General features: G+C 34.2%; 15 protein-coding genes. 13 read left to right on the top strand and 2 right to left on the bottom strand.

Features of this window, described 5'->3' with window-relative positions; all coding sequences use genetic code 11:
- Positions 1 to 491 precede the first annotated feature (491 nt).
- Together GWI58_RS00235 and GWI58_RS00240 are read left to right on the top strand one after the other, a co-directional pair.
- Positions 492 to 689: a hypothetical protein gene (locus GWI58_RS00235; protein WP_161768792.1), complete on the top strand. Its 198-nt coding sequence runs from the start codon at positions 492 to 494 to the stop codon at positions 687 to 689.
- A gap of 570 nt (positions 690 to 1,259) precedes the next feature.
- Positions 1,260 to 1,592 carry a hypothetical protein gene (locus GWI58_RS00240; protein WP_161768793.1) on the top strand — a complete coding sequence of 111 codons (333 nt, stop codon included), beginning with the start codon at positions 1,260 to 1,262 and terminating at the stop codon, positions 1,590 to 1,592.
- Between the two features lie 531 nt (positions 1,593 to 2,123).
- Here GWI58_RS00240 and GWI58_RS00245 read toward each other — a convergent pair.
- The gene (locus GWI58_RS00245) at positions 2,124 to 2,609 is read right to left on the bottom strand and encodes a lytic transglycosylase domain-containing protein (RefSeq protein ID WP_161768794.1); all 486 of its coding nucleotides are present in this window, start codon (positions 2,607 to 2,609) and stop codon (positions 2,124 to 2,126) included.
- 414 nt (positions 2,610 to 3,023) lie between these two features.
- Here GWI58_RS00245 and GWI58_RS00250 point away from each other — a divergent pair, with 414 nt between their 5' ends.
- Positions 3,024 to 3,407 (top strand): hypothetical protein, encoded by a 384-nt coding sequence (locus tag GWI58_RS00250; protein WP_115064941.1) that lies wholly within the window; start codon positions 3,024 to 3,026, stop codon positions 3,405 to 3,407.
- On the opposite strand, the gene GWI58_RS00255 is transcribed toward GWI58_RS00250, so the two are convergent.
- Positions 3,388 to 3,921 carry a helix-turn-helix domain-containing protein gene (locus tag GWI58_RS00255; RefSeq protein ID WP_115064942.1) on the bottom strand — a complete coding sequence of 178 codons (534 nt, stop codon included), beginning with the start codon at positions 3,919 to 3,921 and terminating at the stop codon, positions 3,388 to 3,390. The two genes, GWI58_RS00250 and GWI58_RS00255, sit on opposite strands and share 20 nt — an antisense overlap.
- 205 nt (positions 3,922 to 4,126) lie before the next feature.
- Here GWI58_RS00255 and GWI58_RS00260 point away from each other — a divergent pair, with 205 nt between their 5' ends.
- The 10 genes from GWI58_RS00260 to traU all read left to right on the top strand — a co-directional run bounded on the left by GWI58_RS00260 (position 4,127) and on the right by traU (position 12,555).
- Positions 4,127 to 4,450, top strand: a complete 324-nt coding sequence (locus tag GWI58_RS00260) for a type IV conjugative transfer system pilin TraA (RefSeq protein WP_115064943.1) — start codon at positions 4,127 to 4,129, stop codon at positions 4,448 to 4,450.
- A gap of 21 nt (positions 4,451 to 4,471) precedes the next feature.
- On the top strand, positions 4,472 to 4,771 hold the full coding sequence (gene traL / locus GWI58_RS00265; protein ID WP_115064944.1) for a type IV conjugative transfer system protein TraL: 300 nt from the start codon (positions 4,472 to 4,474) through the stop codon (positions 4,769 to 4,771).
- Between the two features lie 125 nt (positions 4,772 to 4,896).
- Positions 4,897 to 5,346: a TraE/TraK family type IV conjugative transfer system protein gene (locus GWI58_RS00270; RefSeq protein WP_337247324.1), complete on the top strand. Its 450-nt coding sequence runs from the start codon at positions 4,897 to 4,899 to the stop codon at positions 5,344 to 5,346.
- Positions 5,343 to 6,062 carry a TraK domain-containing protein gene (locus GWI58_RS00275; protein ID WP_115064946.1) on the top strand — a complete coding sequence of 240 codons (720 nt, stop codon included), beginning with the start codon at positions 5,343 to 5,345 and terminating at the stop codon, positions 6,060 to 6,062. The genes GWI58_RS00270 and GWI58_RS00275 overlap by 4 nt, the downstream gene beginning before the upstream one ends.
- Positions 6,062 to 7,411, top strand: a complete 1,350-nt coding sequence (locus GWI58_RS00280; RefSeq protein WP_161768796.1) for a TrbI/VirB10 family protein — start codon at positions 6,062 to 6,064, stop codon at positions 7,409 to 7,411. Before GWI58_RS00275 ends, GWI58_RS00280 begins: the two co-directional genes overlap by 1 nt.
- A gap of 2 nt (positions 7,412 to 7,413) precedes the next feature.
- Complete coding sequence (gene traV / locus GWI58_RS00285) at positions 7,414 to 8,007, top strand: type IV conjugative transfer system lipoprotein TraV (protein ID WP_161768797.1); 594 nt, start codon at positions 7,414 to 7,416, stop codon at positions 8,005 to 8,007.
- A gap of 5 nt (positions 8,008 to 8,012) precedes the next feature.
- Positions 8,013 to 10,601 (top strand): type IV secretion system protein TraC, encoded by a 2,589-nt coding sequence (gene traC, locus GWI58_RS00290; RefSeq protein WP_161768798.1) that lies wholly within the window; start codon positions 8,013 to 8,015, stop codon positions 10,599 to 10,601.
- Positions 10,594 to 10,944 (top strand): TrbI F-type domain-containing protein, encoded by a 351-nt coding sequence (locus GWI58_RS00295; RefSeq protein ID WP_161768799.1) that lies wholly within the window; start codon positions 10,594 to 10,596, stop codon positions 10,942 to 10,944. Before traC ends, GWI58_RS00295 begins: the two co-directional genes overlap by 8 nt.
- Positions 10,937 to 11,560, top strand: a complete 624-nt coding sequence (gene traW / locus GWI58_RS00300; protein ID WP_161768800.1) for a type-F conjugative transfer system protein TraW — start codon at positions 10,937 to 10,939, stop codon at positions 11,558 to 11,560. Before GWI58_RS00295 ends, traW begins: the two co-directional genes overlap by 8 nt.
- Positions 11,557 to 12,555 carry a conjugal transfer pilus assembly protein TraU gene (gene traU, locus GWI58_RS00305; RefSeq protein WP_115064952.1) on the top strand — a complete coding sequence of 333 codons (999 nt, stop codon included), beginning with the start codon at positions 11,557 to 11,559 and terminating at the stop codon, positions 12,553 to 12,555. The genes traW and traU overlap by 4 nt, the downstream gene beginning before the upstream one ends.
- The last annotated feature ends 3 nt before the right edge of the window (positions 12,556 to 12,558 follow it).

Genomic DNA, 12,558 nt, shown 5'->3' on the forward strand with positions numbered 1-12,558 from the left:
CAAACGCCCCCCTAAGCAACCCTACGGGTTACTAAGTCGCTGTACAGGCTGTTGCGAGATAAATCTCTGACAGCCTAACAGCGCTTCTCAAAGGGGGCTAATTAACTATTATGATGTGGCCCGTTCCGATTGGCTCTACAGGGTGAAGGGAGGTTTCTTGCTTCCTGTACGGCTCTCAGTCGCATTTTTTGTTATGCCTTGCGTCATAACATTCAAATGCTCCGCTTCGGGGCGCATGGGCTCTTACAGCTCCTTTTTGGCTATCTTTCACCCCTTCCTTTGGTGATTACGGTTTTTTAATCAAACTTTAGTTATTGATCTTTACTGTATCTCATTGTTTTTTAATATTAAATTAATTGTTTTTTTTGATGAAATTGACAAAAAAAGCTTGAAAAGTCCCGAAAACGGGACTATAATTATTTATATCAAGTGAGGGGGAACTTTAAAAGTTCTTCCATATATCAATAACAGCCGAACGGCTAGAGGTAATAATGAAAGTTAAATATTCCTACCCAAGTAAATTTGTATTCACGTTTGATAAATTTAATTTTAAAAAAGGAGAAGTGAAAGAGATAAATACAAAACCCATCTTAATTAAAGGCGAGTCGCATTTAAAAAATGCACTATCTCAGCTTGCTAAACAAAATCAAATCGAATTTGATTATATCTATATGCAAGTCGTTATTTAAAAATAATAGAGATAATTTAATGGTTGAGTTTAGAGGGGGGCTACCCTCTAAACTCAGAACACAATAAATCAATAAGAGGGTTTCATTATGTCCAATGAAATGATAACAGCCGCTATTCGATTTGCAAAGGGGAAAAAAACTACATTTCCGATTATGACAATAAAACAACTTAGTGAATTTATCGAGCGTATTCGTATAGAGCGTATAACTTTAAATCGTTAATAAAGAGCAAGGGGAGAAATCCCCTTGCTTGGAGATGTTTAATGAAAAATTTTTTAAACCAACAAAAAAGAACTAGCCATTCTAGATAAATGCTTTTTTATCTGCCTTGATCGAGAGTTTGCACTTTTAAATGATTTTAAAATCGAGTATGTGAATTCTATCCATTAATCACGGTGAAACTAGGTATAAAATAGGGCGATTATCAGTGTGGATAGAATTTTGTTAGACTATCTTTCAGAAAAAGTTTAAGGTCTAGACATAATAGTCTTAATGAAATTAAATACATTATATATTAGTATTTTTTAGATAACGTAGGGATTGAAGAAGATAAAAAATGAGGTTTATTGCATGAATACAGTTAATGATTTACAAAACACGTTAAAACCGATTATAGAAATAATTTTAACTCTCAATAATTACTCCCTCATTATTGCGATAATAACGATAGTGTATTTTGATAAAAAAAAGCTAATTCATCGTATTGCATTCTCTTATTCAGGGTTCGGGTTAGTTTTTTACTTTTTTAGTCATTTCTTTGTCTATGATGAAATCTTAATTGATATAAATAATACGCCGCCATTTGCACTTACCATGATGAATATTGGAATGCTCACTGTTTTGGTTTATTTGATTTACTGGGCGGGTTCTTTATTCGGTTTAATTAAAGATGATAAAGAATAGTATTTTTCCTTAGCCTACCTTTGACAGCTCTACTTTTAAGGCTTTTTTATCTCAGGTAATTTTTATGAGTTAAAGATCTCTATAATAAAACGATAACAGTTGGAGTGCATGACACTATCACATATTACTATAAAAACGATGAAATCATTGGATGGTCGTAAGATACAAGTTTTGCATTTTTCTTACATGTGAGTTTAATTGATTCTGTGCTAACAGAAAGATTAGAAAGTGAGATATAATATCATAAATTTTGTTGTAAATGATGAAGTAAGCCCTCTATGGCTTTTTTCATTTGGCTTGGGTAAGTACGCTATTTAAAAAAAATTGGCATTTAGCCAATCATTTTTAAATGAGTTACCCACCGTATTTATTTTATTGTGGGTACGGCTTCGCTCTACTATCGCCTACCCATACGTTACGAACTATTCAGCTTTTATAGGCTGAATAGTTCTATTCAATAAAATAAATCCCGCGGATAACTCAAAACGCCACGCTGCATTTGCTAGCTGACGTTAGCGCAGCAAACTATTTTTAATGAATGGCTATTCGTTCTATTTTTCCTAATTTCAAATCTTGATAATGCTGATTTATTTTTGATGCATAGTTGTATCGATTTTGAATAATTTTATTGCTATTTCTCATACCAGCGTTATATATACCGACAGATAACCATTTTTTTCCATAAGCATTAAAATTTCTTTTCAGTAGCATCCCACCAACAAAGATGTTTAAGCAGGGTTCATTGAGTAAACGATCTTTGGTTAAATTTGGATATTCTCTTTTTATACTGTTTAACGTGTTTGTATTAATTTGCATAATCCCTACATCAAGAGATCCGTCATAATTTTTGTTTATAGCATTATGTTTGAATCGTGACTCTTGCCATGCTATGGCTCTTAGGTAATCAGGATCTATACCATAATACTTTCCTGCTCTTTCAAAACAATCTGCAAATGAAGATGAGCTAAACGTTAAAATTATGGTGATTAAAATTTTTTTTAAAAATCGATTAGGCATAGTCTCGCCCCACTAAAGTTAAAAAACTTCGGTTTGTTAGAAATCACAAATAGTTTAATGAAAAATAATCAATTTGCCAATTTTGTCTTTTATAATCTACACACCATATGCAAAATGTTATTTTGATAATAATTTATTTAAAAAACAATGTATTAGCTTTTAAATGTTATGGCTTTGTTAAATTTATCTGTCACCAAACAGACGTCTTTTTATAAATAAAATGTCATCAATATGTAATGTGTTGATTAATAATAATAAATAATATTTTAATTTGATTTGTCACCAATTTGACATCAGATTTGTTTTTTTATATTAGATTGATATTTAATATTTTTTGAAATTTCACCTCACAATTGACACTAATTTGTCACCAGATTAAAATGTCAATTATTGTCAATTAATGAAGGAATTAAAATGGGTTATAACGTAAATGATAACGAAAAGGGTTTAAGAACATCGTTAAGAATTCCTAAAAGGATAGCGAGAACAATCGAGGAAGTTATCAATCATAGAATTGATAATGAAGAAGATGAGCTTCCTATAAACCGTTCCGCTGTTGCAATTGAGATGATGGGAATCGGTGCATTAGTTTTAAAAAAAGGTCTAAAAGATGATTCTCAAATTCAAAAGGCATATTCAAAAGAATTTGAAATAGTTATTAAGTTACTTTTGACGTGTGAGCATTTTGCACGAATGACAGCGACTAATACAGGAGAAACAGATTATAATGTTGATTCTCCTGAACTAGTGGAGATAAGACAAAGAATTGCTGAAATGGCTAAAAATTTACTTCCTTAAATTTTTCATTTTTTAGATTGCTTTTTCTTTTTTCTAATACGAGAAAACAAAGGTCGTAAGCATCTTTGTTTTCTACATTTTCTATCAGGGAGTATTGATTGTTATGGATGCACAGATATTCTTTTGTATCTAACTCATCATCAGGTGCTATGCCGCAGATAACTAAATTATGACTATCTAGATAGACACTAAAGCTGTATATCACGATAGGAATATCCTTCACTAAGGTTTTTCTTTTCAAATTTGGTAAATCAATTTTTAAATCTAAAATACTATTGTAGCAAGGAATAGCAATACTTTTTTCTAAGTAAACCTTTCCTATACCATGTGCTAACCATTCTGGATTTACACCTAAGCCAAGAGCGATTTGGTATGTGTAAAATGATTTTTCTACGCCTTTTTTTAATATGTAGTTGATCGTTTGTTGTGACAAATTTGTTAGGTTTGCCACATCATTTTGTCGTATACCTAGTTCATCTATAATCTTTTTTAATCGCTCTGATACCGTAGACATCATTTTCTCTTTAAAAATAAACAAAAATCAGATCTTCTCACTAAAGAGTAAACGGATTAACTACGCCTACGATATTTTTTCATATATGTGATATTTGATTTAAAATAAAACAAGCCACTTGTTTACTTTTTTGTCAATTTAAGTAAAATTATAAATCAGTTAGCAAAACGTGCTAACGAATTTTATCAATAAATAGGATTAATATATGAAAACAAATCAAATCAGTTTAAAAAATAAAACAAATTATTTTTTAGAAAATAAAAGTGCAATTACAACATTAATGTTATTTGCTATTGGATTAATTATTATGATGATGCCAACTCTACAAGCTCATGCTGATGATTTATTTGCATCAGGTAAAGAACAAGTAAAAGATTCATTTGGTAAGGACTCAACGATTATCTATATTTTATATGTTATTGAAATTTTAATGGCAGTATTTACTTACATCAGAACAAAAAATCTAATGATGATGGGTGGTATCGCAGCCGTTATGATCTTCGTTAACGTTGCATTTGGTTTATTCTAAAAATTAGTAATAGGGGGCTTTATGGATGGAAAGAAAAACAGGTATATCTTTCCATCCACGCTGTCAAATCAACGGCGTGTGATGGGATTACCTCTCGATGAGTTTTGTATCTATGTACCCTTGGCAGTTGCAGGAATTTTTTCTAACCCATTTCTTTATTTCCCAATTTTAGCGATAGCATATATATCAATTAAAAAACTTAAAAAAGGAAAAGGAAGTAGTTATTTAATCAACTTAGTGTATTGGTTTTTACCAAAATCAATTACTGATTTTTTTATAAATGCGTTACCTGCATCATACCTTAGATATTGGATATCATAACTATGGATATTAACTTAAAGAAATCAAACGAGAGGACAATGGCAATCTCTGTCATTGTTCTTATTTTTATGACAATCCTATCTATTGGGTTCAATTACAAGTTGTATTCTGATTACCGAATTTTAGTGAATCAGCTTGTTAGTAATAAACAAATTATCATTAAACCGATGGTAGGTAGTGATGAAGAAATATCATTCAAAGGAGAAAGAGGAGATGCGCGTTATCTTCGTTTAATGGCATTGAGTTTCATTGGGTTACGACTTGATGTTAATGCTCAAACTGTTGAACAAAGTCATGAGTTATTGAGTGCTTATCTTGCTGATGGTTTTCGAGAAACCATGATCCCTGTTTTATCTCAAGAGAAGCAACGATTAAAAATTAACAATGGTAGTTCAGTATTTTTCCCAAAAACTATTAAAGTTAGCCCTTCAAATGGCATTGTTGATGTAGTTGGTGATTTACAATTTTCATATGGAATTGAAAAAGCAGAACCCGTTCCTAAACATTATCGATTAAGAATGGAAATACGAAATGGGAAATTCGAACTTACTGACTTTGTGGAAATGGAAAAATGAATAAAAAAATCAAGTTATTAATTATGATTCCATTGATGGTTTTGTCTAAAGGTATCTTGGCAGATTCAATTTCTATTGACCCTATGCAAAAAATTTCCTCTCAGGTGAGTACAAATGAGCCTAATGTTGTTTCAGTTTATAACGATAAAATCATATCTGTTACAGCCAATAGTGGAAATATTTTAAGTAATAACAAAACTAACGATGGAAAAATTATTTTTACAACAAAAGCGACAAAAAGTTTCAATATGGTTATTGAAACTGAAACGGGATTTACATTCACGCTTATTGCACAACCTTCAAGTCATTTTAATGGCGCTTCGCTCACTGTTTATAATAAGCAAGCTAAAGGTAACGATGAAGCTATTAGCTTTGAGACAGATAAAGATAGTTACTCAGGGCTTATTACAGACTCATTAACTCAGGTCATGAGAGGAAAAAGTCCTATAGGTTTTGTTGAAACGCAATCCGCTACACATCATTTACCAACAAATATCACACAATATCTTGATGTAAAAGGTATTAACTCATGGAATGGTCATAACTATATTATTCAGCAATTTAATGTGACTAATCGAACCGTACAACCCATAGAACTCAATGAACGTTACTTATGGGAACAGGGCGTTATGGCTGTCAGTTTTACTCCTAACATAACGGTTTTAAAGCCTAATATGAGCATAACCGCTTATGTGGTGCGAAAAGGAGTTAAGTAATGGCGAATAACATCAACTCATATATTAAAAATAATCAACGTAAATTATTTACTATTATCACTATAGCGATTGTTATTGTTGTTTCTGCTATTTATTTCATTAATAAAAAAATGGAGGAAGGAAAGGATACAAGTAATGAACCTCAATTTGTTGATGATTCGATTATTGAACCCAATTTAACAGGAGCCGTTGAGAATACATTTAATACGCGAGTTGATTCTCAGGTGCTTACTGACTCCCAAACTATAGCAAGAGAAAGTCAGCAAGCCGTAAAAGAACTGACGAAAGAATTTCAAAATATAAAAACGCATCTCGACAAAAAAGAACAGGAGATTGGTTACCTTAAAGAGAAAATTGCTCAATTAGAAAAAGAAAAAACGCTACAAACTCCTCAAGCTAACATAAATACCTCATTAAATAATGAAAGCTCTACGATTGAGCGAATAGGTGAAGGGCAATATGGGATCAGTGATAGAAAAGTAACTTACAGTACACCTAAACCTATTCAAGGCTTACTTGAAACTCAAAAATTCACATATGAAAAAAAAGAGTCAAAGAAAAGAGAGCGTTATTATATTCCTTCGGGGGCATTTTCTAGTGCAATTATTTTAGAAGGGGCTGATGCTAATGCAGCTGTTACAGCTAAAGAAACAGATACAACACCAATGCAGTTTAAACTCACAGGTAAACTCCATTTACCACAGAATCAGAAAATTGAACAGCTTGAAGGTTGTTTTGTTACTGCTGCGACATATGGGGATATATCTAGTGAAAGAGCAATAGTTCGTTTACAACGATTATCATGTGTTATCAATGAAAAACATATAGACATGCCTGTTAAAGGACACGTTTCGTTTTATGGTAAGAATGGTATTAAAGGCATTCCTGTTATGCGTAATGGGCAAATATTGGGACTTGCTTTCACTTCAGGGACTCTTGGTGGTCTAGGTAATGCAGTATCACAAATTGGTCAAACGTCAGTTGGAATTGGTGCTGAACATACCCTCTCTGCTGGTGAAGTAGCTCAACAATCCGCAGGTAAAGGAGTTCAAAGTGCTGCAAATAAATTAGCTGATTACTATATTGCTTTAGCGGAACAATATCATCCAATAATTCCTATTGGCTCTGCCAATCGCGTTGAAATTGTTTTTCAGGAAGGTTTTTGGGCTGAATTTCTTGAAGATCAAGAAATTGATGAAACAGTACAATCAGTACAAGAACAGCCAAGCCAATTATCCAATAACTATCAAGATAACTCAGACTTACCCCCTGAACTGGTGAATCAATTAGGTCAAATTGAACGTGGAAATCTTGAGGAATTTGTTGTTCCCAACAATAAGAGACAATAATTATGAATAAAATACTTTTGATTATTATCCCTGTTTTACTTACAGGTTGCGCTGGTATGAACAGTGAATTTGAATTTAATAAACCTGCAAAAGATTCAGGTTACTGGATGCAACAAGCTGATGAAATGACAGAAAGCTCTAATGACTATGTTACTCAACAGTCATTAAATAGTAGCAACAGTGGGATGAGAAAATTTAACCTCAATAGTTACAAATTAATTAATATTGCCAATATCACATTGCCCGTTAAATTTGTCAGTGACGTTAATGTAGTCTCAAATTTAAACACATCGTCAAAAGCAAAAAGTACAATGGGATTGAAATCACAATCTATTCCAATGGAAAATAATCCAACAATCACGACATCAAACTATGACGTAACAAGAACGTCGGTCACAACTCCTACTGAAGTGACTAATGCTGTAGCTAACTGCAATCAAAAACGATGCTATCAAGAGGCAGGAGAGCCTTTTGTCACACCTGATCGCGTTCAGCGTGTTTGGTTAGCTCCGTATGTATCGCCTGATAATAATGTTCATGTTGGCGAGATTGTCTACTTTGTCAGTGAAGATTCACGCTGGTATGGAATGGAGTAATCAAAATGGCATTAGAAGATTTTAATATTATAAGAATCATTAGTAATATTTTAGGGGAACGAGATACCTCTGATGAAACTTCACAGCTAATAAAAGAATTAGATTATCCCCATATCAGTGATTTACTACCTTGCATTGGTTATGACACTGACCATGAGTTATTTTATAATAAAAATTCGTTAGGCTTCATTATTGAAGCCCAACCGTTAGTTGGTGCGAATGAAAGTATTGTTGAGGGACTAGACCGAATTTTACAAAATAACGTGCCTAGAGACCATCCATTGCAAGTTATTTTACTTGGTAGCCAATCAGTAAAGAGTGCGATTGAATTTGGTTTAAAGGATTTTTCTTGGCAGGGTTATCGTGCCGATGAATGCAACAAGCTAACACATTCTTTTTATCTTGATGCAGCACAAAATACGTTTCAAAACCCTGCTGATCATGCATTAACTTTACGTGATTATCGTTTGTTTTTTGTTTACTCACATCCAGTAAAAAAAGCGAACGATAATGAAATCATGAAGATTCGGGATATTAGGCGTTCTCTATTAAGTGGATTGAATAGTAACAGTATTCATTGCCAGCCTATTAGTGTGAATGTTTTTTGTGGTTTGATGCGTGAATTGGTTAACTTTGAATTCGGGAAACTATCTGATTATTCACATAGCTATCAAAATGATCGCTATCTGAATAAACAAGTTGTTGATGTTGGTACGAAATACCTTGTAAAGCATAACTACATTGAAATTAGTACTAATAATAAGCGTGGTGAGTTACAAAAAACGCGCTCAGTCTCCATGCACATGGACACTAACCCAAGTGAACATTATCTTTGGCAAAATGGCAACATTATTGCTGATTTAATGAATCCAGATAGGGGGATCACCTATCCTTTTGTTATGACAATGACATTACTGACTGAAAATCAGGAAAAGACAACGGGTGAAGCTAATGCGAAATACTGGGATTTAGAGAAAAAAGCTAACTCATCTTTTGCCAAGTTTTTACCTGGAACAATCAAAGAGTTTGAAGAATGGAAAAACCTTAGGGTTAATTTGTTGAGTGGTAGTACTGCAGCAACACAATACCATATTGGTATTCGTTTTTTTTGTCCAAATGATGATGATTTGATGTCAAAAGAAACGGAAAAAATCACTAAAGCATTTGAAAATCAAGGGTTAAAAATGGTTCGCAGTGATTTTCAACAGCTACGGGGATTTTTGGCCACTATTCCGTTTTCATTAACAGACGACTTAAAATTATGGAAAGATTTTAAAACAACAGGTTCAATTCTTCGCGCTGAAACATTCCAAGCGGTAAATTTACTTCCCATTATTGCCGACAATAAATTGAGCCGTGCTGGTATTCTCTTGCCAAGCTATCGTAATCAACTCGCTTTCCTTGATATTTTTGATGAATCCTTGCCGAACACAAACTTTAACTGGTTTGAGTCTGGCACATCAGGTGCGGGTAAATCCGTTGTTTCACAAGCTATCGGTCGTCAAGTATTAGATAGAAACGGTCGCCTGTCTATTTACGATATTGGCGATTCATATAAGGCGTTTTGCCACAGTATGGGGGGCACTTATATCAATGGTGCGACATTGCGATTTAATCCCTTTGCTAATATTACCGATATTTCAATGAGTGCGGAGCGTGTTCGAGACCAGTTAAGCATTCTAGCGAGTCCAAACGGCATTCTAGATGAAGTTCACGAAGCTCTTATATTGGATTCCATCACCGAACAATTCCCTATATACCAGCAAGATATGCGAATTGACCATGTTGTTGAATATCTTGAAAAACATAGGGATAGAATACAAGAGAAAAACGCGTCTAAAATCGTAGACCGTATCGATGAAATTACTTATCTGTTAAGAAAGTATACAACGAAGGGCATTTACGGGGAGTTTTTCAACTCAAGCGAACCCACTTTACGTGATGATATGCAGTTTGTTGTGACTGAATTAGGGGCTCTAAGAGCTAACGGCGATTTGCTTATGGCAGTGCTTTTTACGCTTATGATTTGGTCAGAAAACATGATGTACCAAACCGAACGTAGCCTACGAAAAATGAATATTATTGATGAAGGGTGGAAACTGTTAAGTGGCTCAAACCCTAAAATCAGAGCATTTATTGAAGAAGGCTACCGTACCGCTCGACGTCATAACGGTTCATTTGGCACTGTAACACAGTCTATCAGTGATAAAAATCTCAGTACAGCCGCATTAGCTGCTTATGACAATAGCAGCTTTAAATTAACATTAATGCAAGATGCTAAGTCTTTTGAGTCCTTTAAACAGAAAGAACCTAATGCTTTTAGTGAGTATGAATTTGATTTAATCAAAAAATTCCCACCTGCTAAAAAAGTTGGGTATAGCTCATTACTCGTGAATGTTGGTGAATACAGTAGTTTCCATCGTTTATTACTTGACCCACTGACTAATGAATTATTTTCTTCAAAAGGTGAGGATTTTACCTATAGAGAAAAAAGATTATCCGAGGGGGCGGATATCAAAGATATTTTATTTGAAATGGCAGATTCCAAACGAGGCGATTTCATTAACTATTTGCGGAGTAAGCGTTATGAATAAGAAATTAATTATCATTGCTCTTTTGGTGAATACCGCTATTTCGTTATTAACGCTTAGTGGCGTGGGGTATCTCTACGTCAATTCTCCAAAATTTGTTAGTTTCGATATTAAAAGCACCACTGATACATTTTTAAATCAAGTCGCTAAATTGAATCTTTCAGAGGAAGAACAAACGGCTTTAATGAAAAGGTATGAAAGAAGTATTAACAATATCATAAACGAATATGATAAAGACGGAAAAATTGTATTTGTGAAAGGTGCAGTAATTAGCCAATTGTCTGATGAAACTCAAGAAATAAAGGCAAAACTGGCTAAAAAAATGAGAGGTGGGGATGATGAATAAAAAACTCATTATTGCCACTGTCATTTTAGCGTTTTCATGTTCTCCCCTAGCTAAAGAGCTAGGGGCAGTAGGCTCTATTTGGAAAATAAAAGAAAGAAACCTAATTGCTGTTATACAAGAAAGGTTAGCTAAAAAGTTTGAAAATAAATCAGAAGAAGAAATACAAGATGAAATCCGAGAACGCATCGAGCAACGAGCATTAAGACCTGATCCAGTACAGGGCGTAACAAAAGCGACTAAAACAGAAGTTAGGTATTTTGACCCTTCTTTTACCGTCACTAAAGATTTAGTTGACCAAAATGGTGTTGTTTTTGCACGTAAAGGGCAGGTTTATAATCCTTTTGATATCAGCGGTTTCACACAAACATTGATTTTCATTGATGGTGACGACATTCAGCAATTAAATTGGGTAAAAAGTTTCAAGCCGTCCACAATGCGTTCAAAAATTATTCTTATTAATGGGAATATCAAGGACACAGAAAAATATTTAAAACAAAAAGTGTTCTTTGACCAATTAGGTGAGATTTCAGCACGTTTTGATATCGAACGTGTTCCTTCCATTATTGAAGCTGCCCCTCAAGAGAAAAAACTAAAAATTACAGAGGTGGGGCTATGAAATATTTATTATCAATATTCAGCTTGGTACTCACATTAACATTCAGTCATAACGCTATTTCATCTACAGAATGTCAGGGTAAATGGGTAAATCCGATAACGGATATTTGCTGGAATTGTATGTTTCCTATGAGTATTGGGAGTGTAAAAGTCAGTGTAGGGGGATTAGGACTCCCTGATACGCCTAATCCCAGTTCGCCCATTCAGTTTTGTCCTGCGCCACCGCCATTATTCCAACGTATAGGTATTGCTATTGGATTTTGGGAGCCGTTTGCAATGGCTGATGTGACAAGAGCACCTACGTGTATGGTGAATATGGGCGGTTTTCAAATTCCTATTACTAAAGTCGGAACGGGAAAAGCCACAAAATCAGCAGGTGATTCTACAGGTACTTTTTATCATGTTCATTGGTATAAATACCCATTGATATCGTGGCTAAATATTTTAGAAAGTGCCGCATGTATGCAAGGTGGCGAATACGATATTGCTTATTTAACCGAACTTGATCCCATGTGGAACGATGATGAATTAGCGTTGTTTACGAATCCCGAAGCTATGGTTTTTGCTAATCCTATTGCTCAAATGGCTTGCGCGGCTGATGCTATTGCAGCAGAAGCTGGTATGCCACTAGATCCTTTATTTTGGTGCGCTGGCGCACATGGTTCGATTTATCCATTTAGTGGCAGTATCAACCATGAAAGTTCAGGATTGAATAGTTCTATATTGATGACCGAGCGCATGAATTTTAAACTTCATCGTCAAGGTATTATTATGGATTCTGTCGGTGCAGACAGGGCGGTATGTCTTGAATATCCAACGCCAATCATTCCTAAAAGTCGTTATCGTTATCAAATGGTGAACTTAATTCCTGATGCTAGACAGTGTCACCCTTACGGACGTAGCGTGTTGCGCTGGCAAATAGGAAAAGAGCTACCTACATCGAAAAAAAATTATGGCTATGTTGTTTGGAAAAAACGTAATTGCGTGATCCTTTGATAC

It is taken from the genome of Proteus sp. G2674, from assembly GCF_009915195.1.
In the GTDB taxonomy this organism is placed as follows: Bacteria; Pseudomonadota; Gammaproteobacteria; order Enterobacterales; family Enterobacteriaceae; genus Proteus; species Proteus mirabilis.

Excerpts from the sequence above, each read along its gene's own strand:
- GWI58_RS00235 (WP_161768792.1), top strand. The coding sequence starts at position 492 with ATGAAAGTTAAATATTCCTACCCAAGTAAATTTGTATTCACGTTTGAT.
- GWI58_RS00240 (WP_161768793.1), top strand. The coding sequence starts at position 1,260 with ATGAATACAGTTAATGATTTACAAAACACGTTAAAACCGATTATAGAA.
- GWI58_RS00245 (WP_161768794.1), bottom strand. The coding sequence starts at position 2,609 with ATGCCTAATCGATTTTTAAAAAAAATTTTAATCACCATAATTTTAACG.
- GWI58_RS00250 (WP_115064941.1), top strand. The coding sequence starts at position 3,024 with ATGGGTTATAACGTAAATGATAACGAAAAGGGTTTAAGAACATCGTTA.
- GWI58_RS00255 (WP_115064942.1), bottom strand. The coding sequence starts at position 3,921 with ATGTCTACGGTATCAGAGCGATTAAAAAAGATTATAGATGAACTAGGT.
- GWI58_RS00260 (WP_115064943.1), top strand. The coding sequence starts at position 4,127 with ATGAAAACAAATCAAATCAGTTTAAAAAATAAAACAAATTATTTTTTA.
- traL (WP_115064944.1), top strand. The coding sequence starts at position 4,472 with ATGGATGGAAAGAAAAACAGGTATATCTTTCCATCCACGCTGTCAAAT.
- GWI58_RS00275 (WP_115064946.1), top strand. The coding sequence starts at position 5,343 with ATGAATAAAAAAATCAAGTTATTAATTATGATTCCATTGATGGTTTTG.
- GWI58_RS00280 (WP_161768796.1), top strand. The coding sequence starts at position 6,062 with ATGGCGAATAACATCAACTCATATATTAAAAATAATCAACGTAAATTA.
- traV (WP_161768797.1), top strand. The coding sequence starts at position 7,414 with ATGAATAAAATACTTTTGATTATTATCCCTGTTTTACTTACAGGTTGC.
- traC (WP_161768798.1), top strand. The coding sequence starts at position 8,013 with ATGGCATTAGAAGATTTTAATATTATAAGAATCATTAGTAATATTTTA.
- GWI58_RS00295 (WP_161768799.1), top strand. The coding sequence starts at position 10,594 with ATGAATAAGAAATTAATTATCATTGCTCTTTTGGTGAATACCGCTATT.
- traW (WP_161768800.1), top strand. The coding sequence starts at position 10,937 with ATGAATAAAAAACTCATTATTGCCACTGTCATTTTAGCGTTTTCATGT.
- traU (WP_115064952.1), top strand. The coding sequence starts at position 11,557 with ATGAAATATTTATTATCAATATTCAGCTTGGTACTCACATTAACATTC.